The sequence below is a fragment of the Butyrivibrio sp. WCD3002 genome (assembly GCF_000424265.1).
GTDB lineage: Bacteria > Bacillota > Clostridia > Lachnospirales > Lachnospiraceae > Butyrivibrio.
On the sequence record NZ_AUJO01000002.1, the window covers coordinates 259,461 to 285,563 of the forward strand.

Here is a 26,103-nt window from a genome sequence, read left to right on the forward strand (position 1 = left end):
TTTAAAGTCCCCACTTTAATATATTTAAATTACTTAACGCAAATACCCCTCATGATTATATCGATCATAACCTGAAGTGCATCCTCGTAAGTAGTATTTCCCTCAAGAAGTACATCTGAACTTAAAAATCTCTCAATTGAAGCCTCTGTCATAGCTTTGATAACAGGGATGGGAAGATTTCTTACCTTACCCTCGGCAATACCCTTCTCGATAAGGCCGATTGTATCACCCCAGTCATTCTCAAGTCTCTTCTGTACCTTTGCATAAATTTTCGGGTACTTATCCTTAAGAGTAAATACCTTGCGAAAATCCACATCCCTGTACTTATCAGGCATGCAGATCATGATTTTCTCAATCTTCTCTACAGTTGAGAGGCTGTTATCTGCAAGGATCTCTGCCTCCTTTTCTTTTATGGAATCAAAGCAGTAATCAACCAGAGCATCGAATATCTCTTCCTTATCATCGAACTCCTTGTAGATGGTCTTCTTACTCATGTGAAGATCAGATGCTACATCATCCATGGTAAACTTTGAACCTTTTTCCTTGAACTCTGTAAGTACGGCTTCAAGAATCTTTACTCTTGTTTCGTTCATAAATACTCCTTACCTTCTCTTTTAAAACTCTATTAGCTACAGATGTTAGGGAACTTGTTTTTGAATTTCAGTTTCCATATCTATATACTATCAAATATTAAGTCAATCTTCAATCATTTTTGGAACTATATACATTTTCCAAAACGCTTTGAATTTTGTGGCATATAAACATTTTATCACGAAATAGTTTCCATAAGTACCGGAACTTATGAAATAACTATAAACTTTTAATTCTTTATTACGATTAATGATATCATTATATTAAGATAAAAACGGAACCTGCTAATCACAGATTCCGCATGTTTTACAAAATAAAGCAAAGGAGGGAAAGCTATGGCTCACAATACAAGAAATATCTGTATGAATTGTGGAAGGCTCTTTACAGCCAGAGAAAGCAATAATGCTTTTTGCTCCCTTGAATGCAAAAGAATGTACTCAAATCACTCAGGCTATAGATGCAGAGACTGCAGAAATGCTGCCTGTAAGGTTCGAAACAATTCTCTGTATAACTCACCTCCGGACTGCGAGAACCTGCAACTCCACAAATCCTACAAGGCAGCTCCGCCCAAATGATTTATTAACCACAATTACCCTCACCGGATACCGAGAACCCCGGGCTCTCTGCTTCAGGCTCCAAGCTTATCCATAGCTGAATTATTGTTCATTCCATCCTTCATGGATCTAACATATTCACCGATATATTTTGGTGCTTCTTTTCCATGCTTTTCAAGAAGCTTTACAATGGCTGATCCGACTATAGCTCCATCGGAAATATCGGCCATTTTTTTTGCCTGTTCAGGGGTTGAAATTCCAAAGCCTATGGCGCAGGGAATATCTGTGTTTTCTCTAACAAGCTCAACCATAGATGCAAGGTCTGTATTTATCTCGCTTCTTGCTCCCGTAACACCAAGACTTGATACGATGTAAAGGAAACCGCTGGCCTTTTTTGCTATCATTGCGATTCTCTGCTTGGATGTAGGAGCTATAAGAGAAATGAAATCAATATCATACTGCTCACATATTTCGGAGAACTCCTCCTTTTCCTCAAAGGAAATGTCGGGAAGGATAAGTCCGTCCATTCCGATTTCTTTACAGGTCTTAACAAATCTCTCGATGCCGTATGAAAAAACTACATTTGCATAGGTCATGAAAACCATGGGAACATCTACATCTTTTCTAAGATCCTTTACGAATTCAAATATCTTATCAGTAGTTATACCACCTGCCAGTGCACGGATATTTGCTCCCTGAATGACAGGACCTTCAGCAGTGGGATCAGAAAAAGGGATTCCAAGCTCTATAAGGTCAGCACCGTTTTTTGCTGCTTCTCTGACTGCTTTTCCTGTGGTCTCAAGATCCGGATCTCCACAGGTTATAAATGCTATAAATGCTTTTCCGTTTTCAAATGCTTTCTTTATATTACTCATTGATGTCCTCCCCTCTATATCTGGCGATGGCTGCACAGTCCTTATCGCCTCTTCCTGAGATAGTTACGATTATAATCTGGTCCTTGCTCATTGTGGGTGCAAGCTTTATTGCATGAGCAACTGCGTGAGCTGATTCTATAGCCGGGATGATTCCCTCTGTTCTTGAAAGATACTCAAAGGCATTTACCGCTTCATCGTCTGTAACCGGCACATATTCAGCTCTGTGCATGTCATGGAGATGTGCATGCTCAGGTCCGACTCCGGGATAATCAAGTCCCGCTGAGATGGAATAAACCGGTGCTATCTGACCATATTCATCCTGGCAGAAATAGGATTTCATTCCATGGAAAATACCTATTTTACCGGTATTAACAGTTGCTGCTGTCTCAAAGGTATCGATTCCGCGTCCTGCAGCTTCGCAGCCGATCAGTCTTACGCCTTCATCTTCAATATAGTGATAGAAGCTTCCGATGGCATTTGATCCACCTCCAACACAGGCTACAATAGCGTCTGGAAGTCTTCCTTCTTTTTCCAATATCTGAGCCCTTGACTCTCTTGATATTACAGCCTGAAAATCTCTTACTATTGTCGGAAAAGGATGAGGTCCCATTACCGAACCGAGGCAGTAATGTGTGTCATCAATTCTGGTAGTCCATTCGCGCATAGCCTCTGAAACTGCATCCTTAAGGGTGGCTGTACCTGTGGTTACCGGAATAACCTCGGATCCGAGAAGTCTCATTCTGTATACATTAAGCGCCTGTCTCTTGGTGTCCTCTTCTCCCATGAAAACTACACATTCCATTCCCATAAGAGCAGCTGCTGTAGCTGTTGCAACTCCGTGCTGACCTGCACCTGTCTCAGCGATAAGTCTTGTCTTACCCATCTTCTTAGCAAGAAGAGCCTGTCCGAGAACGTTATTTATTTTATGGGAGCCTGTGTGATTTAAATCTTCTCTCTTTAAATAAATCTTTGCTCCGCCAAGATCCTTTGTCATTTTCTCTGCGTAGTAGAGTCTTGAAGGTCTTCCGGCATATTCATCCAAAAGCTCTGTAAGCTCTCTGTTAAACTCAGGATCATTCTTGTAATGCTCATAGGCTTCCTCAAGCTCTATTACGGCATTCATAAGTGTCTCAGGAATGTACTGTCCTCCATGAATTCCAAATCTTCCCTTTTTGTCTGTACTCATAATTTCCTCCTTAAATGAAGTTCTGCTCCTGGTCTTGCGAGTGGCTCTGCTTATAACTAAAAAAGTCCCTGACAGAAACTATTATTTCTGTCAAGGACGAATCATCTAATAATCCGCGGTGCCACCTTGAATTCATGGACTTCCATGCGCCTCACAGGATACCAACATATCCCAGGCAACTAACGTATGCCTTCACGTCGTAGAATACTCAGTTTAGAAAATCGTAAATCGGAAGTTCTGATATCTCACTTTTTATCTACGCCCTCTGTGGTCCATTTGACAACTTGTTTCTCACCCGCTCTCAGCTAATCGGGCTCTCTGTAAAGGCATCATTGCCGTTATCTCCACTTCAACGGTTTAAAGTATTAAGTTGTTCATATTCTACTCTCATGACCATGCATCGTCAAGGTGCGAATTTAATTTTTTCAAAAGATTAATTTTGCTCTTATTTTAATGATGAAAAATCCATTTATTTTCCATTACTCAGTTTTTTCGTACCACGTATATATAATCTGCGTACTTGATATATTTTTCGTACCACATATACTAACATTATCAGAACGATTTAAAAATGCTTTTAAGAAAGGTTAGGTAATAAAAATGGAATATCAGTTTACAAAAGAAAATTTTAATGAAGAAGTAATCAACAGCGACATCCCCGTACTGGTAGATTTCTACGCAGACTGGTGCGGTCCCTGCCGTATGATGCTCCCCGTTGTGGAAGAGATGGCTAAAAAGTACGACGGCAAGGTTAAGGTTGGAAAGGTCAACACTGACAGAGAGCCTGCTCTTGCAGCGAAGTACGGCGTAATGAGCATTCCCAGCTTCGTATTTATAAAGAACGGTCAGGTTGTGGATACAGAAGTCGGAGGAATGCCTGAAGCAATTCTCTCATCTAAGCTTGAGTCTCTTATTTCAGCATAAGGTATATCGGGAGAAAAAGATGACCAGAAAAAATGCGGTAGTAGATAAAGAAATATGCGTAAGCTGCGGGGCATGTATGGAAGCATGTCCCGTAGGCGCCATTAAAACCATTAACGGATGCTTTGCGGATGTAGACATAAATAAATGCATCGGCTGCGGACTCTGCAGCCGAACCTGCCCCACAGGGTGCATCACACTGGTAGAAAGATTGGACATGAAAAAATGAAGAAGAAACACTGGTACGACTATTTATGGATCTGGCCCATAGTTTATTTTTCGCTGGGCTTTTTCAATATTTTATTTGCATGGCTTGGAATGATCGATTTTATCGTTCCAATCATTGTTGCTTCCATAGGCGGCGGAAAGGCATTCTGTAACAGATACTGCGGCAGAGGAAAGCTTTTTGCCATAATACCAAGAGCACTTAAAATGAAAAACAGAAAGGTTGCTCCAAGCTGGATGTACAGCAAGTTTTTCAGATATGGGTTCCTTGCATTTTTCATGACAATGTTCGGCAACATGATCTATCAGACTTATCTTGTTTATGGCGGCGCATCCCTTAAGACAGTGGTGAAGCTGTTCTGGACCTTCAAGGTTCCGTGGCAGTGGGCCTATACAGTTACAAGCGTTCCAGCATGGATAACTCAGTTCAGCTACGGCTTTTACAGTCTCATGCTCACCTCCACACTTATCGGTCTTATAGTAATGGCCCTTTATCGCCCCAGAACCTGGTGTGCTTTTTGTCCCATGGGCACCATGACTCAGGGAATTTGCAAGATAAAAAATCATTGATTATATTATCAATATATATGGTATTCATGTAATCAGAACCACCGGCTTAGCCGGTGGTTTGTTCTGGCCCTATAAGGGCCTGTTACCGGCACTGAGTCTAAAGACTCGCCGAATGGTTCGCCAGCCGCAACATCATTTATCTACTGAGCCCCCTGGGCTCGTATTATTTGTTTTGTATTACCGGCTTACCCGTGAACGGGTCGATGTACTCTTTTAATGTCATCTGGTCATACTCTAAATCTTCTTTTAATTGATTTCTTATATATTCTTGAATCTTTTTCGCATTTTTTCCTGCTGTATCAACATAATATCCTCTACACCAGAAATGCCTATTTCCAAATTTGTACTTAAGATTCGCGTGCCTTTCAAATATCATAAGCGTACTTTTTCCTTTTAGATACCCTACAAAGCTCGAAACACTCATACTTGGAGGGATTCTCACAAGCATATGTATATGATCCGGGCACACTTCCGCCTCTACTATTTCTACACCTTTCCTTTTGCATAATGTACTGAGAATATTTGCTATGTCAGCCTTTAACTGCCCGTATGCAATCTTTCTTCTGAACTTTGGTGCAAACACAATGTGATACTTACAGTCCCACTTTGTGTGTGATAAACTATTCATGTCCATTTTGGACTACCTCCTGTGTTTTACTTTGGTTGGCGAACCGTAAGTAATTCTAACACGGGAGGTATTTTACTGTAAGCTAAAGCAGCTGTTGTCCCCCTGCATAGCAGGGGGGTTATTAAAAGATGCTACACAATTATAAACTCAGCCCCAGAAAATTCTAGGGCTGAGTTGGAAATGATAATTACTTAAGAATCACCTTTGACTTTTTATTTACTTTTCTTGCTGCTTTCTCAATCTGCTTTGAGATCTTTGCGTTTTTCTTTCCGCCTTTAATGGTGATCTTCTTTAATTTCTTTGCTCCCTTGAATGCGTTCTTATTTACCTTCTTGAGATTCTTGGCTGCAATAGTAACGTTTTGAACTTTCTTACCTGAAATAGCTTTACCACAAATCTCAACTATGGGGTATGATTTACCATTCAACGAAACCTCTGAATCGATTGTTACTGATTTCTTATTAGGAACAGCCATAACTGAAACTGTTGTCGCATCAACAGAAACTTTATACGTTGTACCAACTGAATCTTTTATTATTTGATTTGATGCCAGTCCATCTGATTCAGCTACTACTTTTGTCTGCTCCGTATTATTCTCTGAAGCAGTCTCTTGAGTCTCAGCCTTTTCATGCTGCTCAATTTCTTTTACTGTCAACACACAACTTCCTGACTCATTGAATGAACTACCAGACAATTTTACAGTAATATTTACGCGTCCTTCTGATTTTGCAATTACATGACCATTCTCGTCTACTGTTGCAATACTATCGTTGGAAGACACCCATTCTAATTTCTGATCTATCACTTTATTTGGTAAAACATCAGCACTAATAGTCGTCTCATCACCAACATTCAAATCTATCGATTCCATATTAAGCTTTACAGATGCAAATTCAATGTAATATGGCACATACCATCCAAAACACGAATCATAGTATTTTATACCATATTCGTCCTCTGTGGGAAGTTTATCTGTTTTCAAGTCAAAGTATATATTGTCTCTTGGACAGAATGATGTAAACACTGTCCATTCGTCTCCACATACTTTGCATCTGTAATATGTGAGATATCTACGTGATTCAGAAATCGGATATGCCTGATTTACTATCTTGATCATTTCTGACTGACATTTCTCACATGTTTCACGGTTATTCTGCTTGTTATCCTGGTCTGCATTTTCCCAATGCGCATATAGAGTATGATTTTCTGCTATGTTTACTATTGTATCTGCAGTAATCAATTCCCCACCAGTTGCTTTTGTATACCATCCTTTAAACGACAGTCCTTTATTGTCATTAAGCTCTGGCAACTCGCCGTATTTGCTTCCATAAGTAACTGTAAGCGTTATACCCAAATCATCTCCCCTATTTGAATCAAATGACACGGAATAATCATATGGAACCAATCTTGCATAAAGATCCATATCGTATGTAACAACATCATTTTTGAAATCCCAATCCTTCTCAATTCCATCGCTGGTTATTACATACCAAGAACTTATAGTATATCCAGATTTTGATTCTATATTAGGCTTTTTGAGTTTTCCATTAATATCAACTTGTACAGATCTGATTCTCTCATTTGCAGAGAATAGATAAGAAACAATGTAATAGTCTGCTACAAGCTTTCTATTATCTGTCTTCCAATTGTAAGTTGAAAGAAGTCTATTGTTAGTTAACACTTCAGTATCAATCTGATCAACTGCATCTGCATAAAACACTCTATATCCAAGAGATTTTAGGCCGTCTCCGTAATACTCAATATGAGTCAATTCAGGACACAACTTAAATGCATAAGCCCCAATACTATTGAGTGAAGAAGGTAATGTTATGGACTTTATACCTGTACACTCTGTAAAAGCGGATTCTCCGATTGATTCTACTCCATCCGGAATAGCAATAATACTGATTCCCAGACATTTTTCAAATGCCTTTGATTCAATTCGCTTTAAACATTTTGGTAAGGAATCCAAATTTAATGCCACACAATTTTTAAAGGCACCACTTCCTATATCCGTAATATTCTCCGGAAGATCACTTAAGGATAGTTTAGTGCAATTTATAAAAGCATTTGATTCTATGCTTGTGACAGATTTAGGAATAGATATTCTAACTAATTCATCACAATATGCGAATGAATATGTGCCAATAGTTGTCAGATTAGAAGGTAAAACTATATTTTTGAGATTCGAACATCCATAAAATTCACTTCCATTCATATCCATTTTTGTTCCTGAAACAGAATAGAATTTCACGCCATCCCTTTGGATAAAGAAAAAATAATCCCTGAATTGTTTTCATTTTCACTCCACCAGACATAGTCATCTCCTGTCTCTAGCGTAATTGTCGTCATTGAATAATTTATAATTTTTTCAATATTTTCAAATAGTGATACCCAAGAAGCTTCTTTTATCTCAAAATCCGAGTCTTCTTGAATTCTAATTGTTTTGACTGTTTTCGATATTTTTTTTATGCTTTTAAATGTTGTAAGAGTGAAAACACCATTTCCACCAAGAACAATTTGTCCTTTATTATCAAACTCATAGAATAAGTCACCCTCAAAAACCTTAGCTGTAGTATATTTCCATGGAATAAAACCAGTTTTTTCTACAACCCCATCTGGTATTTCTATTAATTTTAGATCGCTACATCCAGAAAATACAGAATCCCCAATGCTAGTCACTGTTGTTGGAATTTTTATAATATTAAGGCTTCTACAATTATAAAATGCAGAATCTCCTATACTGGTGACCGATGATGGAATTTCTATTCTTGTCAGACTACTACATCCTGAAAATGCAGAATTTCCTATGCTTGTGACTGACGATGGTATTTCAACACTTGTCAGGCTGCTGCATCCGCTAAATGTAGAATTTCTTATTCTGGTTACTTTTGTTGGTACTTCTATTCTTGTTAGACTACTACATCCGTAAAAAGCATAATCTCCTATGCCTGTAACTGATGATGAAATCTCCACACTTGTTAGACTACTACATCCGTAAAATGCATAATCTCCTATGCCTGTAACTGATGATGGAATCTCCACACTTGTTAGACTACTACATCCGTAAAATGCAGAATTAGCTATGTTTGTCACTGTTGATGGTATTATTACTCTTGTTAGTTCTCTACACTTGTAAAATGCAAACATCCCGATGTCAGTGACTGTTTTTGGAAATTCTATGCTTGTAAGACTGCTACATCCGTTAAATGCATTATTTCCTATGCTTGTCACGGATGATGGAATTTCTATGCTTGTAATGCTACTACATCCTGAAAATGCATAATTCCCTATGCTTGTTACTGATGATGGTATCTCTACACTTGTAAGGCTGCTACATCCTCTAAATGCATATTCTTCTATGCTTATAACAGACGATGGGATTTCTATACTTGTAAGACCAGTCAATCCTGAAAATGCACCACTATTTATGCTGGTGCTTGATGATGGAATTTTTAAGTTTTTAATACTACTACATCCTGAAAATGCACAATTCCCTATACTAGTCACTGATGATGGAATTTCTATGCTTGTAATGCTACTACATCCTGAAAATGCACAATTCCCTATGCTTGTGACTGACGATGGTATTTCAACACTTGTCAGGCTGCTGCATCCGCTAAATGCATAATCTCCTATGCTTGTCACTGATGATGGGATTTCTATACTTGTAAGACCTGTTAATCCTGAAAATGCACCACTATCTATGCTGGTGCTTGATGATGGAATTTTTAAGTTTTTAATACTACTACATCCTGAAAATGCTCGATTCCCTATACTAGTCACTGATGATGGAATTTCTATGCTTGTAATGCTACTACATCCTGAAAATGCATAATCTCCTATGCTTGTCACGGATGATGGTATCTGCACACTTGTAAGGCTGCTACATCCGCTGAATGCGTAGCCTTCTATGCTTATAACAGACGATGGGATTTCTATACTTGTAAGACCAGTCAATCCTGAAAATGCACCACTATTTATGCTGGTGCTAGATGATGGGATTTTTATGCTTGTAATGTTATTACATCCCGAAAATGCTCGATCCCCTATACTAGTCACTGATGACGGAATTTCTATGCTTGTAAGACTGCTACATCCATAGAATGCATTATTTCCTATGCTTGTCACTGATGATGGTATTTCCACACTTGTAAGGCTTTTACATCCGCTAAATGCATAATCTCCTATGCTTGCCACTGATGATGGTATCTCCACACTTGTAAGGCTTTTACATCCGCTAAATGCATAATCTCCTATGCTTGTCACTGATGATGGTATCTCCACACTTGTAAGGCTTTTACATCCGCTAAATGCAAAATCTCTTATGCTTGTCACTGATGACGGAATTTCTATGCTTGTAAGACTGCTACATCCATAGAATGCATTATTTCCTATGCTTGTCACTGATGATGGTATTTCCACACTTGTAAGGCTTTTACATTCTCTAAATGTTTCAGCCTCGATACATGTGATTGATGATGACATTATTATACTTTTTAAGCTAATACATTCATAAAATGCACCATTCCCAATACTGTTAACTGATGGTGGAATCTCTATGCTAGTTAGTCTGCCACAATTAAAAAAAGCACCAAGCCCAATACTAGTAACTGATGACGGAATTTCTATGCTTGTCAAGCTACAACTATTAAATGCATTTCTCCCTATACTTTTGATTGTTGTTGGGAGCTCTATGCTTGTCATTCTTGTATTGTAGAACGCATTATCTCCTATATAGCTTATTCCATCTTCTATTCGTACATGCGAGAATGCATAATTTCTCCAAGGAGCGAGATTATAAACACTGTAATTCCATATACTTCCCCTGCCATAAATAGTCAATGTTGTGCCGTCAATCTTATAAAACGCATTATCACCGCATTTTCCAGTTTGCTCAGATGCATTTACATCTTTTTTAGCAAACGCCAAAATAAACAGTGCAACAACAAATAAGGCTACAGCTAAACTTCTTTTCTTCATAAACAACCTTCCTTCATACTAAAAAAACGCAAAAAAAGACACGGAGCCCATATGTCCCCATGTCCGAATGAAATAATATCACAATTATATTAAAAACACAACATTATGTTAATCAACAGTATTTTGCCCCTATATACAGCATCTTTGAATTAACATATTGTTTGCGTACTGATAATCCCGCAAAATCCTATATATATTTTTTATCCACACGTAATGCCGTTTCCGTAGAACTTTTTCCATTTTCCTATCTGCTTCTTATCATTGTCGTAGAAAATGATTGCCTTGTTGTACTTCTTTAAAACCGACTTTTTTCCAGCCTTTTTAATACACTTGTATAGATCCTGTCCCGGCTTGTAGTATTTCCCTGCTATCTTAAGAAGTTTTTTATATGCTTCCATATCAACTACAGTCACAGATTGAGGATTATTATCCTTCTTCAGATTATTGGCCGCATATTGCCACTCTATCGCATGCTGATTTGCCATTCTAAGAGCTATGTTTTTAGCAGTTTCACCGCTTACAAACATTTTGTCATATACTGCATCAGTATCTACCTGATAAAACTTTTTACAATCCTCATCATCGTCAAAAGTAAAGCCTCCAACATCAAGCTGACTTACGATCATGTAATCGGTATAATCCTTATACATATTAAGAACCGATGTTATGCCGGATTGACAGTTTGTTCCGTAATCGATAACAGAAAACTTATTTCCGAAAAGCCTTGTCCCATATTTCAGGATTTTGACTGTGTCTTTGTCATTAAGGTTACCGCAGAACATGGTTCCCATTCCGTGGCCTGAATACTTGATCACTATGTGTTTTGAATTAGTTCTGGCTTTTATTATATTAAAAAAAGATTTATAGGCCGCAAGGCGCCTGCTACTGTTCCGTTTAGGATTATCTTCCGATGTTTTTACCATTACATAATCGAGGCAACAGGTTTCTCTGAACTCCCTCCAGCTTTTTGCATACATATCGGGAGAAAACTCTGCTTTTCCTCGCACATTCTTTTCATAGTATTCGTCAAATGCATCATTAATATTCCCCGGGAACTTATATAGACTGATTCTGTCACTCCAAATTACCACATCATACAATTCATAGACATCTGAATCCTTATTAGGCACAGCCATCATTACTCCGCCCCAGGATTCATCAAACTCCCCTGTAGCATAAGATGTTCTGATAACTACTACCTTATTGGAAGATGATATCGGAATATTCTTGCTGGAAGCAGCTGCCACCACCTCAATTCTAAAAAACACCAGGCAAAAAGCAATTGCAAATAACGCTGTCAGAATATACTTACCGATGTAATATAAATCATCCTGCTTATGACCATAAAAACTGTGTTTTTTATCCATACCCAACCCCCTTATCAACTTATGACATATACAAATCAATGATACTATAATTCTTTCTTCCATAGTTATTTATCTAACAAAAAAATCACTTCATAATACAACTTTTTGTGCAGGCCACGCCTTGAATGTGATAAACTATCAAAGGATAAACGAATGACATTCGGAGGAATTAGCAGTGAGTTTTTATGTATTTGCAGACGGATGTGCAAATCTTCCAAAGCAGCTTTTAGACGGTATTACTCTTTTACCCTGCAGTTATCTTGTTAATGATGAATTAGTGACCTACACAGGTGACATAGAAGACTTTAATGGTCATGAATATTATGAAGGCCTGAAAAATGGCGATAAGATCAAAACAAGCCTGCTTAATACTGCTCTGTTTTTAGATCACTTTACTCCCATTGCCAAGGATGGCGGTGAGATAATCTACATAGCCATGAGCTCAGGAATCAGCGGAACCTACAATGCCGCAATCGCAGCCGCCGATGAGCTTATGGAGGAATATCCTGACTGCTTCATCCACATAGTTGATTCTCATGGATGTGGCTTTGGTAACGGAATTCTGGCACTTAAAGCAGCAAAGCTTAGTAAGGACGGTGTAGACTGCAAAGAGGCCGCTAAAATACTTGATGAAGCCGTGCCTCACGCCTGCCAGTATTTCACAGTTGATGACCTCAACTTCCTTAAGAACACAGGACGAGTAAGCGGAGTTACCGCTCAGATCGGTACCATACTTAATATCAAGCCTATTCTCTTTGGTGACAGCACAGGTCATATCATCTCCTGCGACAAGGTAAGAGGCCGCAAAAATGCCATTAAGGCCATCTTAAAAAAGTACTCTGAAAAGAGAATGGATACTGATGATCAGACAGTTTGCATCTCACATGGCGACTGCCTTGAGGATGCCAATCAGCTTGCAGAAATGGTTAAGGAAGTAAATCCTGCTGCCAACATTACAATTTGCCAGCATGAGCCCTTCTCAGGAGCGCATGTAGGTCCCGGAATGCTGGGATTATTCTTCTGGGGAAAAGAGCGATAAAAAGATTCTAGAAAATTTAAAACCGTCGCCGGATTGTATTTAACAATTGGCGACGGTTTTCTTTTAGCTTCCTACTTTACAAATGTTGATCTTTGCGGTGTTCTGCCTGTAATCTGTCCTATAGGCCAGATCACTTCTTTTCCCGATTTATATCTGACAATAAGATTTGTCACGGGCATTCCTTCCGGAACGGTTACAATGTAGCTCATGGGACTGTTTTTGGAAAACTCCTGTACTGCACTGTTTCCAGTGTCGCTACCAGCTTCGCCCAGCTCTGCGTCTTCAAGACCTACCTTGGCATAATCGGAAAGAGGAACCACAGTAAGCTCATCCAAAGCACCCTCCACATAGGTATCTGGCTCAGGTATCAGTTCCTTTATAAAATCAGGTGCATTGACTATCACAAATGCTCCGTCATTTTCTGATGCCTCCTGTCTGAACTCTCTCCATAAGCTGCTCTTGTCATAGCTAAGAAGGAATCTGAAATAATCAAACATGGGCTTATCCACAAGCTCGTACTCGAATTCTTCCGTAAATTCCTCTTCCTTCTCACCGTTTATAATCCAGCAGTTAGCCTTTACAGTATCACCATCTCCAAACTCAAGACCGTAGACCTCGCCCTCATGAACACTACCTACAAAGTTGCCCCAAATATCATAAATCTCGTTGTATCTTGAATAGATTAAAGTGGAAAGGTCGTCGTCCTTCCATGTGAGATTTGCTCCAAGAATATCGAAAACAAATTCACCTCGGTATATGCTGTAGAATGCGTAACAGCTGTAGTGCGGATTCACATGGCACTCCACCATTATGAAGTCGCCCACCTTCTGACAACCCGTTATAGCAGTGGAAGCAGGAACGATATCATGAATCTTGAAGGAGGCTGCACCATAATAAAATGTAGTCTCATCAAAGCTGAACTCATGCTCCAAATTAGCCAGCTCGTACATTCCAAAATAGCTTCTGTCCACCTCTTCTATTTCGGATATCTTTCCTTCTGAATCTGTGGACACATGGTAAACATATAACGGCCTGTTTTCAAATCTTTTCTCATTAAAAAAGTATTCTGTGCCGGCATCATCATTTATCTCATAGCTTCTTACACTGAGGTCGTCCACCTCGCCAAAATATGCACCTTTAAAGGCTCTGTCCGTGTATTCCTCAAAGGTATCAAACTCGTAGGGTTCCATCCTCTGAAGTTCAACCTTTTCACCATCCTGTCCTCTTCCCCAGGCAAAGGCATAAAAATCCTTATCCTTCTCCGGCTCGAAGTTACCTGCTTTATCATTTTCTCTGTAAAAAAGCCAGTCCGAAGACCAGTTGTCAAAATCCGAATAGTCGCTGGTGTTAAAGACACTTATGGAAATCCAGGTATCTCCGTTTCCAAGCTCTGTGAGATATAAATAGTCTTTTCCCTCTGCGATACCTATATGGAAAAGGCCGCTGGTCTCCGCACTGTTATCAATACCCTGATCTGATTCCGGAAGAAAATCTACTATCTTATCTAAATGAATTGAGTAGCCGTCTGGATTTTCTCCCTCTGTATCGCTCTTTTGAAAATCAATGTGACCCTCGCAGCTTACACCGTCTGACAGTCTTGTAAATGTAAGATCACCATTATCCTTGAAGGTGAGCGTGGCAAAGTCTTCTCCGGTATCATTGTTTAACATGGTCCACTCACCGGTGACAAACGCTTTGATATCGTCTGCTGTTTTGAGGCTCACGCTTTCTGCATCGTCAGCTTTTGCCTCTGATTCTGTCTGAGCTTCTTCGTTTTGATCAGCCTGCTGACCACTGTTTTTTGCAGTATTAGTACAGCCATTTAACAGATAAATAGCTATAGCCAGTATTCCTATCCTTATCAGCACTGCCTTTTTCTTATTCATAATATTTCCCCTCATAAAACTTCATTAAGTAAAAAGCGCCTCTAATTTACTTTTCCATTTTTACTTTTCAATCGAATACAGATACTCTGTATTGTAGGTTATAACGTAAAGCTGATCCTCCTGTGGTACGAAATAATATGGTGCAGACTTAACCTTGATCTGCTTCTGAGTCTTACCGTTTTTCCTGTTAATGATATAAATATAATCAGGCTCATCGGTAAAGCCATAGCCGCAGATTATGCTATCACCTTCAAAAACAAAATTGTGGGATCCGCAAACCTGATCTTCACTTCTCCAAAGTGTTTCGCCGGTGGTGGTGTCTATTGCCACAATGTAGGATTTATGCGGATTCGCTGCAGCATAGGTTCTGTGACCCAAAGCCACGTAAAGAATACCATCCTTTACTTCCGCATAATCAATGCCCGGCTCTGTGAAATCAGCGAACAAGCCTGTGCCCTGATCCGGCGGAGTTACAAATTCATCAAAATAGAAAATTCCGCACAAGGTCTGGTCCACATGATTGTATACGGTCAAAGAAAGCTCGCCGCCCTCAGCATTATTGATTGCGCTGTAGTTGTAGGTATCATCTGTATAGGGCAGAGTATTGGGAAGTCTTATGCCTTTTTCCGCAGCCCATTTGTCTTCGTTTATCCAGTCTGTGGTGTAGGATGAAATTTCTTTAAGGTCAAAAGAAGGCGTTCCCGGGTCTGTATCTATTCCCTCAGCACTCCATGCGCTCCAACCGGGATTATGCACTGTTGCATGATACCACCAGTCTTCACCGCCGCTTTCCTCAAATAAAATATCCTCTTCGCGCTTTTGAACTTTTTTCTCTGTAGGCTTAATGGTAGAAGCATCAATAATTTCCTTATCCTCTTCCTTAAGCTCTCTCGCGATTTCAGCTATGACAGGGATTTCTGCACCTTCATAGTTATTATAGGTATCTGTGAAAAAATCAGGATAGTCCGCAAACTTAAGCTTAACCGACTGGGTTCCTATAGCGTAGCTGCCCATGGCATAGTCTTCAAAATGCAGCACGATTCCATCATAATCAATGACCCATGACAGCATTCTTCCGTTATTTTTAAATCTGTCGGGAATTCCGGAAAGAAGGTTTTCTTTATCTGAGCCAAGATCACCAAAATAATCCTTAAGATCATCATTTTGTTTTATAAGCTCATCAACGATGACCTCCGGAAGGCCATCTGTCTTTTTTACAACATCTTCAAAAAGAATGCTCTCTCCTGTAGCAGGATCAAAATTGTAGCCGGTAAAGCCTGTGACACCATGGGCCCCTGCCATGTATGTGTAATCTGCCATCAGAATTGAGACCACTTTACTGTCGGATCTGACGGGATACATATCGTGGTCACTCTCAAAGCCCACTCCCCATCCATTTTCGTAAACCTCATTTATCTCATCGATATTATCAGAGAAAAAGCTGCTTACGTCTGCCTTAAGGGCATCACTTGTATTATCCAGCGCTTCCTGAAGCTTTGGATATTTATCCTTTACATTCTTTTCAAGGGTAACTGTATAGTAATTACCACTGGCTATACCTGTATAATCCCTGGAAAGCTCCATGGGGAAATTCTTGTAGGTGTAGTCAATGCTTTCCAATTGTTCTGTGGATGAAGCGGAATCGCTGTCTGAATTTAAAGAAGATGCATCATCGGCAGGCGCTTCACCGGTATCTGAATCTGCAGTGTCTGATGCTTCTGCGTCATCAGTAGTTGCTGCGCTGTCCGTATCTTCGCCACTCTTTTTAGTGGGTACCTCAGCTCCATCGTCAGTGCTTTCAGCGCTTTGCTGAGCCTGATCATCAGTACCGCCACCTGTCTGCTTGGATGCTCCGTTACCACAGCCGGAAGACAGCACTAAAGAGCCTGCCATAGCTAATGCCAGAATTCTCTTAAGAAATAGATCTCTCCCTTTATACATTTTCCCTCCTCATAAGACACTGATATCCGGGTTCAGCGCCGTCTGCAAACGTGAATTATCACGGTGATGCCTTTAATACATAACAGCTCCCGAACTAACTGACATCTCATATATTCCGCCGTAGTCAGACTCCTGCCAGGTGCCCCCTCCATCGCCCCAGGGATCTGCATACTTTCCGGTCTTCTCATCAAAGGTGGCATTTTTGTAGGTGACACTTAAGGTACCATCATCATTATTTACAACCTTTGAGTAATTCACATTAACAAGGCCGTTTTCTCTCTTATAGATGTTATCAACCTGATAACCCTCAGACTTTATCTCAGATACCAGATCAGTTCCTACAATTTCAGCCAGCTCATCCTCTGAAATGCTGACAGCTCCGTACTCCTTGTAATCCCTGCTGCTCTCATCATAGTGGAAGTAGTAAGGCTTCCAGGTATGACCTGTCCACATGTAGGATGACTCGTCGCCTTCTGTAAAATCGCAGAAGTTGTCGTAAGCACTAAGTGTCATGTTTATCTCAGTAGGATCCTCTCCCACATAGAAATCACCAATTCCTGAAATAGCGGATTCTACTGGCTTATCCCCATCAACATAGTAAATATGGGATACCAGCGCTGTCACATAGGCTTCATTAAAAAGTGCAAACCTTCTACTTGTGCAGTCCATATATCTGAAAACACTTTCATTATCGTTGTAGTAAAGTGTTCCTTTGAAAACCTCATCGCATTTGTCACTGCTTGCAAAGTAAACGGTTCCTTCGCACCAGTTCATGTCGTCCGGTTCAGCTCCTACAAAAACAAAGCCTTCAAAGGTTCCGTCCCCGTCAAAATCATCGATACAGTTGTATCTGATATCACCTGATGCAGCCCCGGTAGTGGATGCAACATTATCTAAGATGGCATACAGATCATCATCGGTTATGGTGCTTGATGCAAGCTTATCGCCAGTAGAAACATCGCTGGCTGTAGCTTCAGAGGAACTACTTGCATCTTCGCTATCTGTAGTTTCAGAGGGATTGCTATCACCAGTCCCTGTTGCATTTTGAGCTTCTGCAGCAGCGGAATCCTCAGCATTTTTCTCACTATCAGCGTCTGATTCAGATGCCTCAGGAGTCGCATTCTCTGACTCACCGTTCTCATTTTCATCAGTATTTTCTTCACTGATATCCTGCAATTTCTCCTTAATCAGCCCGGATGAATTCTCGTCTGAATTACCTTTAGCACCACACCCTGACATAGCCATCGCTGCTGCCGTCATAACAACCAGTGCACCTGCAAATATTCTTTTCCTCATAATACTTCCCCCTACTATTTGCCTATTTAACGCTTTCCAGTTTATCTACAAAAGTCTGGGCCATTTCGCTTAAGGTAGTTCCCTTTCTTGTGATATATCCGAAGGTCAGGGGCTCCTCTTCCTTAAGCTTAACAGCTTTTAAATCTGCGGAATTAAGGCTGTCTCCAAGCATGGCAGCACCTACTGCGTAGCCGTCAAGTCCAAGCATAAGCTCAACGGATGTGGCTCTCTCGTTGGTACTGATAACCTTCTTGTAATCATAGGTTGCAAGGGCCTCCTCTCTGTAATAGAAGGAGGTATTGTCACCCTGATCAAAAACCATGCAGGGATAATCCTGAAGATCCTCCAAGGACAGCTCATCTCTGTCTGCAAGAGGATGATCTTTTCTTAAATAAACATAGGTATTTCTAGTGAATAACTCGTGGAATTCTAATGATGCGTCTGCAAAAACCTTTTTAAAAGTGCTCTTATTAAAGTCGCTGAGGGCGATTACCCCAACTTCACTTTTCAAGGTCTTGATATCTTCTATAACCTCGCCGGTCTGGGTCTCTCTGATGGAAAACTGATACTCCTCAAGGTCATACTCTCTGACGGTCTCGATAAATGCATTAACAGCGATTGTGTAATGCTGCATAGATACGGAAAATGTGGGCTTGTGTCCTTTGCCGCTAAGATACTTATTCTCGACCTTCTCAAACTGCTCTACCGCACTTCTTGCGTAGGCAATAAAAGAGGCTCCGGCTGCGGTAGTCACGACGCCGTTATGTACTCTTTCAAAAATCTGAATGCCCAGCTCGCTCTCAAGATCTCTGACTGCACTGGAAAGTCCAGGCTGCGAAACATAGAGTCTGTCAGCAGCTTTTCGCATGGAGCATTCTTCATCTATTGCAATAACATATTTAAGCTGTAATATGGTCATTATAGGAGCACCTCCTAGGATGATACGAGGATCAAATTCATAATGCGATTTATGCAAGCATTATCGCATTATGACCTTTCTCCCCTATCATCACATGATACCATATTACAGCTTATTGTAGTAGGAAGGATTATTTAGATTTACTCAGTGGCATACTGAGCTTTGGCAAAAACATCTCTTTGGCAGTATGAGATGTCTGTATGTTATCTTAGTAAGTTTGCTTAGTTTGCAAAAAGTGGTGTGGACAGATATCTGTCTCCTGAGTCAGGAAGGAGAACTACTATGTTCTTTCCCTTGTACTCTTCTCTCTCTGAAAGAATTCTTGCTGCCTTAAGGGCTGCACCGGATGAGATGCCTACAAGAATACCTTCGGAATGTGCAAATCTTCTGCCTTCTTCGAAAGCATCTTCGTTTTCAATAGCGATTACTTCGTCGTATACCTTGGTGTTAAGAACATCCGGTACGAAGCCTGCGCCGATACCCTGAATCTTGTGAGCTCCTGAAGTACCCTGTGAAAGAACGGGGCTTGATGCGGGCTCAACTGCGATAACCTTAACATTAGGATTCTGCTCCTTAAGGTATTCGCCTACACCTGTGATTGTTCCGCCGGTACCAACGCCTGCGATAAACACATCAACCTTACCGTCTGTCTGCTCCCAGATCTCGGGACCTGTTGTTGCTTTATGTACTGCAGGGTTTGCAGGATTTACGAACTGTCCGAGGATTACTGCTCCTTCGATTTCCTTCTCAAGCTCCTCAGCCTTTGCAATTGCTCCCTTCATTCCCTTAGCGCCTTCTGTAAGCACCAGCTCTGCGCCGTATGCCTTAAGAAGATTTCTTCTCTCAACACTCATGGTATCAGGAAGTGTAAGGATTGCCTTGTAGCCCTTAGCTGCTGCTACTGCTGCAAGTCCGATTCCTGTGTTACCTGATGTAGGCTCAATAATTGTTGCGCCGGGCTTAAGCTTTCCGCTCTTTTCTGCTTCCTCGATCATGGCAAGGGCGATTCTGTCCTTAACTGATCCTGCAGGATTTAAGTACTCAAGCTTTGCTAAGATTGTTGCATTTGTAACTCCTGCATTTTTGCTATATCCATTTAATTTAAGAAGTGGTGTCTTTCCAATAAGTTCAAGTGCGCTTTCTTTAATCTGTGCCATTTTCGTTCTCCTCCAATACTTTTGATTTATGTAACTCGGCTTTGTTCTTTGTTGTTGATATTATGGTAGCACATGGCAATGTTTTGTAAAAACAAGTAAAACTAATTGCCAGATATAAGTTTTACTTAGACCTCTATCTGGTCAGAAGTCCTGCATCAAGGACAAACTGGCTTCCAGTCAGATATCTTGCTCTGTCACTGGCAATGTACTTTACAGCTTCTACGATGTCCTCTGTCTCCAGCCATGGTGTCTTTAAAAGGTTGCCGGCAGATCTCTCTGCTATCTCAATTGCAGTTGTTCCCTCAAGCTCAGCAAGACCATCATTCATGGGAGTATTAACTCCTGTAGGATGCAGTGATACTACTCGCACTCCGTAAGGTGCAAGCTCAATTGCCTGGGATTTTGTAAGGCCCACAAGACCATGCTTTGATGCTGAGTAATGACTCATGCGATTAAAGCCGCGAAGTCCGCCAACAGATGAGTTGTAAATGATTACTCCGCTCTTTTTCTCGATCATGTGAGGAATAACATATTTTGATGCCAAAAATCCGCCCTTAAGATTAACATCTATAAGTGCATCCCACTGCTCCTCAGTCAGCTCCCAGGAATAGCCATAAGCAGCAATTCCGGCATTACTGAAAAGAATATCGATACCGCCAAATTCCTTGACTCCACGGTCTACCGCTTCCTTAAGATCCTCTGCTTTTCTAACATCGCCTGCATATATAAGTATCTTTCCGCCGGCAGCCTCCACATCACTCTTAAGCTTTTCCAGATCGTCATTGGATGATCTGTTGTATGCGGGATATGGAATTCTCTCCCCCAAATCGAAGGCTATGATATTTGCGCCTTCCTCTGCGAAAGCCAAAGCTACTGCTCTTCCCTGACCCTTTGCAGCACCTGTTATAAAAATCGTTTTATTATCAAACTCCTTAGCCATATACTCCTCCTTTGGCTGTCTGCTTCACTCCTCTTTTTCCATAATAAAAGCAGACAAACCTTTTCTTTATTTTCTCTTTGAATAAGGGATAAGCTCCTCATCCAGCTCTATCTGCAACGTCTTGTTAATGATATTGGTGGCGATCATAATTGTTGCAAATGCAGTGATGGATACTATCTGTTCCTCATTCCACTTTTCATGAAGCCTGTCAAAAATCTCCGGCGGTATGCCATTTGCATCCTTAACAATTGCTCGTCCGTAATCTATCAGAATCTTCTCTTCCTCCGTGAAATCAAAGGTCTCAAAGTCGATTCCCGCATCATCCAGTATCTTTTTGAAAAACACGCTGCAAAGAAGGCAGTCGTTGGTTGTCGATATTGCATAGCAAAAAAAATTAACAGCTCTCTCTCCCAGGAAGCTCTCAATATCTTCCTCTAACGGGAACCATTCCATAAGTGCATGGAAGGCCGGTAAGGAATGGATAAGTGTCTCCTTCATGTTGGTAAGGGGACCATGTTCCTTTACCCATTCATCAATTACTTTCTTTGTCTTCTCCGGTGCGTTTTCGTATTTAAGTTGTGATATGTATGCCATGGTTATTCCTCCGATTTGTTATTTTTCTCCCCCTCATCCGGCACTTCGTGCCACCTTCTCCCCCTTAAGGAGGAGAAGGCTTTAATCAGGCAAAAGCCTTCTCAAATGCCTGCTCAAGATCTGCGATTAGGTCCTCTGCGTCCTCAAGACCGATTGAAAGTCTGATGAGGTTCTTCGGAATATCTGCAAGCTTGTGGTATTCAGGCTCAAGCTCTGTATGTGTATTTTCCGGAGGATTGGTGATTAGTGATCTCACATCTCCGATGTTTACATGGTAAGAGAAGTTCTTAAGAGACTTTATGAAAATACCTTCCTGCTCTCTTGTGCCCTTAAAGCCAAAGGAAAGAAGTGCGCCGGGGCCCTTAGGGAAGTCTCTGTCAGCAAGCTCTTTGTACTGGCTGCCCTTTGCGTAAGGATATCTCACCCACTCAACCTCATCTCTGCTTTCAAGAAATTCTACGATTTTCCTTGTAGTCTGAAGCTTCTTATCAAGGCGAACAGTAAGCGTTGACAATCCCTGGAGTACCAGATAGGACTCGAAGGAACCGAGGGCTCCACCGAAGAACTCTGTAAAGAAAATCTTAAGAGATGCGATAACCGGAGCGCCGGGAATGAACTCAACTGCGCTTCTCTTGTTATCCTGAAGATCTCTCATCTTCCATTCCTTCTCATAGAACTGCGGATATTTCTTCTCATCGAATGGAAAGTCACCCTTTTCAACTACAAGACCTGCGATCACATTGCCATGTCCGTTTATTTCTTTAGTCGCTGAGTAAACAACAATGTCTGCACCGTGCTCAAAAGGTCTGTACAGATAAGGAGTTGCAACAGTGTTATCAACTACTACAGGAACTCCGTATTTATGTGCAACCTCAGAGATAGCATCTATGTCGTAAAGCTCTGCATTTGGATTGCTGATGGATTCAAGGTAAATTGCCTTGGTGTTCTCATCGATAAGTTCCTCGTACGCTGCAGGGTTATTTCTGTCCTCTACAAACTTGGTTGTAATTCCGTACTTGGGAAGGAACTTTATAAGGTTCAGCATTGCTGCTCCGTAAAGTGATGAACCTGATACGATGTTTCCACCACCCTGTCCGAGAAGCAGAAGAGTATATGTGATTGCAGCCATTCCTGAGGAAAGTGCAACAGCTGCTTTTCCGCCCTCAAGCTCTGCAATTCTGGCTTCAAGGATTGCTCCTGTGGGATTACCCACTCTTGAGTAAATTCCTCCGGCCTCAGCTCCTGTCCAAAGACGTCTTGTTCTATCGATATCAAGAAGATCGAAGGATGCTGTCTGATATATTGGCGGGTTAACTGAATTGAAGTGATCCTTCGGATCATATCCTGCTCTGATTGCTTTTGCGCTAAAACTGTTTTCTCTTGACATACTTTTTCCTCCACTAAATTAATTCTTTTGTTGTAGTTTGTTCTTTCCAAAATTCGATAACCTGTAAGTAAAAAAATAGCCCGGTGCTTTTAACTGAAAAGCTCCGGGCTAATGGTTTGCTACTCTAGAGAATTGTCTTTTCTTATCCTCTATCAGTACATCTGATGCATAAGTCGACAAGACCGCACACCAGCCATTTCACATGCCCGGAAGTCCGACATTCGACAACACATCATATTTACTTTTACAGATGATAAGTTAAACATTGCACATTTCTCCTTACTTTTGTTAGTTTATTTCCTGTTGTTTTCTATGTGCTAATGTTAACTCATATTTACCTACTGCGTCAATAGGTTTAGTGATAAGTAATAGTTTTCGTGAGCGATAAACCTAAGGTTATCACTTAACAGGAATAACCGCACCATTGTACTTATCTTCAATAAACTTCTGAGTATCCTCATCAAGAAGAGCCTCAACAAGGGCCTTGATTGCCGGGTTGTCCTTATCCTCAGTTCTTACAGCGATGATGTTAGCATATGGGCTGTCTGCACCTTCACTGAAAAGCTTAGCTGAATCAATGCCTGCTTCAAGAGCCTTATTTGTGTTTGTGATAAAGAAGTCGTAGTCATCCTTGGTAGGAATGATCTGAGCTGAATCAAGCTCTACAATCTCAAGCTGAACCGAGTACTCTTCAATATCCGAAACGGAAGCGCTAAGTGAATCCTCTACGCCGTCAGCCAGCTTTATAAATCCGTTCTGCTCTAAGATTCTAAGGGCACGATACTCATTTGTAGCATCGTTAGGAATAGCTACTACGTCGCCTTCCTTTATCTCATCCTTGGATGTGTACTTATCTGAATAAGCGGTGATGGGCTCAACATGGATATCACCTGCATCCACAAGATCATATCCGTTTGCTTCAATCTCTGACTGAAGATAGGGATCATGCTGGAAATAGTTAAAGTCTATCTCCCCTGCATTTAACTTCTCATTGGTAGTTGAATCTGCTGCCGTAGCAACAAGATCAATCTCAATTCCCTGCTCAGCAAGCTTGGGCTTAACATACTCGATGATCTCTGAGTGAGGTACCAGATCTACGATACCCTTAAGTACCACAGTTTCTCCCTCGGAAGCATCTGCTGTTGCAACTTCCTCATCTGATACTTCCTCTGATGCTTCATCAGTAGCTTCAGCCTGATCTTCAGCTACAGTTGCTGCTGCCTCTGCCTTATCCCCTGCGCTCTTTCCGCAGCCTGCAAGAACTGATAAAGCTGTTACTGTTGTGAGAATGATAGATAGTGTCCTTTTTTTCATGTGTTTTTCCTCCTTAAATGTGCTTAGCGTTTAGTGTCTATTCTTATCGCTTAAAAAGCGGAAGAACCATATTAACCCTCATTAACCCTCATCCGTCAGCTTCGCTGACACCTTCCCCCTTGGAAATGGGGAAGGCTTTAGGCTTCACCCTTCTTTATGGGGAAGGCCTTAGAGTAGATTTCTGGTTTTAAGTATTCTGTTTGATACGAGATTTCCAATCCCCTGTGTCAGCTGAACAAGGATTACAAGAATGTATACGCAGGCGAAGAGCCTGTCATGCTGGAATCTCTGGTATCCGAATCTTACGGCTATGTCGCCGATTCCTCCTGCCCCGAACATTCCGGCCAGGGCTGTCATGGAAATGACGGAAATGACCGCCACCGTGAAGCCTCTTATGAGACCGGGCAATGTTTCGGGGATGATCACCTTGGTGATTATCTGAAAATTCGTGCTTCCTATGGATTTGGCTGCCTCAATTTTTCCCTTTCCTATTTCCAAAAGCGAGCTCTCAACAATTCGTGCATACATAGGAATGCAGCTGGCTGATATGGCGATGATACATGCATTGGTGCCGTAGGATTTTCCAAATATAAGTCTTGCAACAGGTATCATCAGTATTATCATTACCATCTGAGGGAGTGATCGAAGGACGTTAATGATCCATCCTGCGGTCACATAAGGCGCCGTCAGCGGAAGCAGTCCATCAGGGCTTGTAATAGTAAGAAAAATTCCAAGTAATATTCCAAATACCAAAACTATAAGTGACGATATGACTGTCATGTAAATTGTCTCTCCGACAGGTGTTACAAGCTCCTTCCAAATATCAGGATTGAAGGAAGCTTTGATAACATCCCATAAAGATGAATCAAGTAAACTCATATTCCGGCTCCCTCCGACAGGCTGATATTTTGGAACTCATTAAATACCTTGGCGAACAGTTCTCCTGTCCTGCTCTTAGGATTATTGAAAATTCCTGCAACTGTTCCTTTCTCGATGATCTTCCCTTCCTCGAGAACTGCCATTCTGTTACAGCTGTATCTGATGGCATCAAGCTCATGGGTTATCATCAGGATCGTTATGCCTGCCTTTTTATTTATTTCCTTTAAAAGATCAAGGATCTGAATCGTGGTCTGTGGATCTAAGGCCGATGTGGCTTCATCTGAAAGAAGGAGCTTAGGCTTATTGACCAGTGCCCTTGCTATTCCAACTCTCTGCTTTTGTCCGCCGGATAAACCTCCGGGATATGCATCCAGCTTGTCGGATAGTCCCACAAGCTCTGCGGTTTCAAGAACTCTTTCCTTTATCTTGTTCTTTGGAAAACCGCTGACCTCCAGAGGATATGCAATATTCCTGTACACGGTTCTTGAATCAAAGAGATTGAAATTCTGGAAAACCATTCCTATTTTTCTTCTCTCCTCAAGGAGCTGTTTTTTATCAAGCGAGAGGATGTCCACTCCTCCAACCTTTATGGAACCGCCATTTGGTGTTTCAAGCCTGTTGATGCATCTTGCGAGGGTAGATTTTCCTGCGCCGCTAAAACCGATGATGCCGTAAATCTCACCCTGCTCGACCTCCAAATCTATGCCCTTTAGAACCTCTAAAGCTTCTCCCCGAACGATATATGTTTTTTGTAAATTTTCTATTTCGACATAACTCATAATTATCTTTCATGACCGGATTTTCCGGGCATTTCCCCTTTATGTCTTTTAAAGTAAACGGCAAATACTTTT

The 26,103-nt window shown here is 41.0% G+C and carries 23 protein-coding genes; 5 read left to right on the forward strand and 18 right to left on the reverse strand.

Going from position 1 to position 26,103, the window contains the following annotated elements:
* Window positions 1–29: 29 nt before the first annotated feature.
* A complete protein-coding gene (locus tag G608_RS0104500; RefSeq protein ID WP_026495032.1) occupies window positions 30–593 on the reverse strand; it encodes a TetR/AcrR family transcriptional regulator in 564 nt (187 codons plus the stop codon).
* Between the two features lie 333 nt (window positions 594–926).
* Here G608_RS0104500 and G608_RS0104505 point away from each other — a divergent pair, with 333 nt between their 5' ends.
* A complete protein-coding gene (locus G608_RS0104505) occupies window positions 927–1,166 on the forward strand; it encodes a hypothetical protein (RefSeq protein WP_026495033.1) in 240 nt (79 codons plus the stop codon).
* Window positions 1,167–1,219: 53 nt separating this feature from the next.
* On the opposite strand, the gene trpA is transcribed toward G608_RS0104505, so the two are convergent.
* Window positions 1,220–2,020 carry a tryptophan synthase subunit alpha gene (gene trpA / locus G608_RS0104510; protein WP_026495034.1) on the reverse strand — a complete coding sequence of 267 codons (801 nt, stop codon included), beginning with the start codon at window positions 2,018–2,020 and terminating at the stop codon, window positions 1,220–1,222.
* Complete coding sequence (gene trpB, locus G608_RS0104515) at window positions 2,013–3,206, reverse strand: tryptophan synthase subunit beta (protein WP_035794663.1); 1,194 nt, start codon at window positions 3,204–3,206, stop codon at window positions 2,013–2,015. The genes trpA and trpB overlap by 8 nt, the downstream gene beginning before the upstream one ends.
* A gap of 600 nt (window positions 3,207–3,806) precedes the next feature.
* On the opposite strand from trpB, the gene trxA reads away from it, so the two are divergent.
* From trxA to G608_RS0104530, 3 genes are read left to right on the forward strand one after another with little or no spacing between them, the layout of a single operon-like run.
* Window positions 3,807–4,130: a thioredoxin gene (gene trxA, locus G608_RS0104520; RefSeq protein WP_026495036.1), complete on the forward strand. Its 324-nt coding sequence runs from the start codon at window positions 3,807–3,809 to the stop codon at window positions 4,128–4,130.
* Window positions 4,108–4,356 (forward strand): ATP-binding protein, encoded by a 249-nt coding sequence (locus G608_RS0104525; protein ID WP_442852209.1) that lies wholly within the window; start codon window positions 4,108–4,110, stop codon window positions 4,354–4,356. The genes trxA and G608_RS0104525 overlap by 23 nt, the downstream gene beginning before the upstream one ends.
* On the forward strand, window positions 4,353–4,922 hold the full coding sequence (locus tag G608_RS0104530) for a 4Fe-4S binding protein (protein WP_026495038.1): 570 nt from the start codon (window positions 4,353–4,355) through the stop codon (window positions 4,920–4,922). The genes G608_RS0104525 and G608_RS0104530 overlap by 4 nt, the downstream gene beginning before the upstream one ends.
* Before the next feature lie 163 nt (window positions 4,923–5,085).
* Here the strand turns inward: G608_RS0104530 and tnpA are convergent, their stop codons facing one another.
* From tnpA to G608_RS0104570, 4 genes are all read right to left on the reverse strand, one after another.
* Complete coding sequence (tnpA, locus tag G608_RS0104535; protein ID WP_026495039.1) at window positions 5,086–5,556, reverse strand: IS200/IS605 family transposase; 471 nt, start codon at window positions 5,554–5,556, stop codon at window positions 5,086–5,088.
* A 181-nt stretch (window positions 5,557–5,737) separates the two neighbouring features.
* Window positions 5,738–7,768, reverse strand: coding sequence for a leucine-rich repeat protein (locus G608_RS0104540; protein WP_207637677.1), 2,031 nt, complete (start codon window positions 7,766–7,768; stop codon window positions 5,738–5,740).
* Window positions 7,769–7,800: 32 nt separating this feature from the next.
* Entirely contained in the window at window positions 7,801–10,533 is a 2,733-nt protein-coding gene (locus G608_RS22800) for a leucine-rich repeat domain-containing protein (RefSeq protein WP_081677297.1), read from the reverse strand.
* Window positions 10,534–10,733: 200 nt separating this feature from the next.
* Window positions 10,734–11,900, reverse strand: a complete 1,167-nt coding sequence (locus tag G608_RS0104570) for a hypothetical protein (RefSeq protein ID WP_026495045.1) — start codon at window positions 11,898–11,900, stop codon at window positions 10,734–10,736.
* A gap of 175 nt (window positions 11,901–12,075) precedes the next feature.
* On the opposite strand from G608_RS0104570, the gene G608_RS0104575 reads away from it, so the two are divergent.
* On the forward strand, window positions 12,076–12,939 hold the full coding sequence (locus tag G608_RS0104575; RefSeq protein ID WP_026495046.1) for a DegV family protein: 864 nt from the start codon (window positions 12,076–12,078) through the stop codon (window positions 12,937–12,939).
* A 71-nt stretch (window positions 12,940–13,010) separates the two neighbouring features.
* On the opposite strand, the gene G608_RS0104580 is transcribed toward G608_RS0104575, so the two are convergent.
* From G608_RS0104580 to G608_RS0104630, 11 genes are all read right to left on the reverse strand, one after another.
* A complete protein-coding gene (locus G608_RS0104580) occupies window positions 13,011–14,825 on the reverse strand; it encodes a hypothetical protein (RefSeq protein WP_026495047.1) in 1,815 nt (604 codons plus the stop codon).
* 60 nt (window positions 14,826–14,885) lie between these two features.
* Window positions 14,886–16,766, reverse strand: coding sequence for a DUF3298 and DUF4163 domain-containing protein (locus G608_RS22205; protein ID WP_051208833.1), 1,881 nt, complete (start codon window positions 16,764–16,766; stop codon window positions 14,886–14,888).
* 72 nt (window positions 16,767–16,838) lie between these two features.
* Entirely contained in the window at window positions 16,839–18,062 is a 1,224-nt protein-coding gene (locus G608_RS0104590; RefSeq protein ID WP_026495048.1) for a hypothetical protein, read from the reverse strand.
* 22 nt (window positions 18,063–18,084) lie between these two features.
* Window positions 18,085–18,981, reverse strand: coding sequence for a LysR family transcriptional regulator (locus G608_RS0104595; protein ID WP_026495049.1), 897 nt, complete (start codon window positions 18,979–18,981; stop codon window positions 18,085–18,087).
* A gap of 221 nt (window positions 18,982–19,202) precedes the next feature.
* On the reverse strand, window positions 19,203–20,138 hold the full coding sequence (cysK, locus tag G608_RS0104600) for a cysteine synthase A (protein WP_026495050.1): 936 nt from the start codon (window positions 20,136–20,138) through the stop codon (window positions 19,203–19,205).
* Between the two features lie 133 nt (window positions 20,139–20,271).
* A complete protein-coding gene (locus G608_RS0104605; protein WP_026495051.1) occupies window positions 20,272–21,078 on the reverse strand; it encodes a mycofactocin-coupled SDR family oxidoreductase in 807 nt (268 codons plus the stop codon).
* A 66-nt stretch (window positions 21,079–21,144) separates the two neighbouring features.
* Entirely contained in the window at window positions 21,145–21,672 is a 528-nt protein-coding gene (locus G608_RS0104610) for a carboxymuconolactone decarboxylase family protein (protein WP_026495052.1), read from the reverse strand.
* A gap of 85 nt (window positions 21,673–21,757) precedes the next feature.
* Entirely contained in the window at window positions 21,758–23,059 is a 1,302-nt protein-coding gene (locus G608_RS0104615) for an O-acetylhomoserine aminocarboxypropyltransferase/cysteine synthase family protein (RefSeq protein ID WP_026495053.1), read from the reverse strand.
* 399 nt (window positions 23,060–23,458) lie between these two features.
* Window positions 23,459–24,373, reverse strand: a complete 915-nt coding sequence (locus tag G608_RS0104620) for a MetQ/NlpA family ABC transporter substrate-binding protein (RefSeq protein WP_026495054.1) — start codon at window positions 24,371–24,373, stop codon at window positions 23,459–23,461.
* A 168-nt stretch (window positions 24,374–24,541) separates the two neighbouring features.
* On the reverse strand, window positions 24,542–25,252 hold the full coding sequence (locus tag G608_RS0104625; protein WP_026495055.1) for a methionine ABC transporter permease: 711 nt from the start codon (window positions 25,250–25,252) through the stop codon (window positions 24,542–24,544).
* Window positions 25,249–26,031, reverse strand: coding sequence for a methionine ABC transporter ATP-binding protein (locus tag G608_RS0104630; protein WP_196810129.1), 783 nt, complete (start codon window positions 26,029–26,031; stop codon window positions 25,249–25,251). The genes G608_RS0104625 and G608_RS0104630 overlap by 4 nt, the downstream gene beginning before the upstream one ends.
* Window positions 26,032–26,103 lie beyond the last annotated feature (72 nt).

Excerpts from the sequence above, each read along its gene's own strand:
- G608_RS0104500 (WP_026495032.1), bottom strand. The coding sequence starts at position 593 with ATGAACGAAACAAGAGTAAAGATTCTTGAAGCCGTACTTACAGAGTTC.
- G608_RS0104505 (WP_026495033.1), top strand. The coding sequence starts at position 927 with ATGGCTCACAATACAAGAAATATCTGTATGAATTGTGGAAGGCTCTTT.
- trpA (WP_026495034.1), bottom strand. The coding sequence starts at position 2,020 with ATGAGTAATATAAAGAAAGCATTTGAAAACGGAAAAGCATTTATAGCA.
- trpB (WP_035794663.1), bottom strand. The coding sequence starts at position 3,206 with ATGAGTACAGACAAAAAGGGAAGATTTGGAATTCATGGAGGACAGTAC.
- trxA (WP_026495036.1), top strand. The coding sequence starts at position 3,807 with ATGGAATATCAGTTTACAAAAGAAAATTTTAATGAAGAAGTAATCAAC.
- G608_RS0104530 (WP_026495038.1), top strand. The coding sequence starts at position 4,353 with ATGAAGAAGAAACACTGGTACGACTATTTATGGATCTGGCCCATAGTT.
- tnpA (WP_026495039.1), bottom strand. The coding sequence starts at position 5,556 with ATGGACATGAATAGTTTATCACACACAAAGTGGGACTGTAAGTATCAC.
- G608_RS0104540 (WP_207637677.1), bottom strand. The coding sequence starts at position 7,768 with ATGAATGGAAGTGAATTTTATGGATGTTCGAATCTCAAAAATATAGTT.
- G608_RS22800 (WP_081677297.1), bottom strand. The coding sequence starts at position 10,533 with ATGAAGAAAAGAAGTTTAGCTGTAGCCTTATTTGTTGTTGCACTGTTT.
- G608_RS0104570 (WP_026495045.1), bottom strand. The coding sequence starts at position 11,900 with ATGGATAAAAAACACAGTTTTTATGGTCATAAGCAGGATGATTTATAT.
- G608_RS0104580 (WP_026495047.1), bottom strand. The coding sequence starts at position 14,825 with ATGAATAAGAAAAAGGCAGTGCTGATAAGGATAGGAATACTGGCTATA.
- G608_RS22205 (WP_051208833.1), bottom strand. The coding sequence starts at position 16,766 with ATGTATAAAGGGAGAGATCTATTTCTTAAGAGAATTCTGGCATTAGCT.
- G608_RS0104590 (WP_026495048.1), bottom strand. The coding sequence starts at position 18,062 with ATGAGGAAAAGAATATTTGCAGGTGCACTGGTTGTTATGACGGCAGCA.
- G608_RS0104595 (WP_026495049.1), bottom strand. The coding sequence starts at position 18,981 with ATGACCATATTACAGCTTAAATATGTTATTGCAATAGATGAAGAATGC.
- cysK (WP_026495050.1), bottom strand. The coding sequence starts at position 20,138 with ATGGCACAGATTAAAGAAAGCGCACTTGAACTTATTGGAAAGACACCA.
- G608_RS0104605 (WP_026495051.1), bottom strand. The coding sequence starts at position 21,078 with ATGGCTAAGGAGTTTGATAATAAAACGATTTTTATAACAGGTGCTGCA.
- G608_RS0104610 (WP_026495052.1), bottom strand. The coding sequence starts at position 21,672 with ATGGCATACATATCACAACTTAAATACGAAAACGCACCGGAGAAGACA.
- G608_RS0104615 (WP_026495053.1), bottom strand. The coding sequence starts at position 23,059 with ATGTCAAGAGAAAACAGTTTTAGCGCAAAAGCAATCAGAGCAGGATAT.
- G608_RS0104620 (WP_026495054.1), bottom strand. The coding sequence starts at position 24,373 with ATGAAAAAAAGGACACTATCTATCATTCTCACAACAGTAACAGCTTTA.
- G608_RS0104625 (WP_026495055.1), bottom strand. The coding sequence starts at position 25,252 with ATGAGTTTACTTGATTCATCTTTATGGGATGTTATCAAAGCTTCCTTC.
- G608_RS0104630 (WP_196810129.1), bottom strand. The coding sequence starts at position 26,031 with ATGAGTTATGTCGAAATAGAAAATTTACAAAAAACATATATCGTTCGG.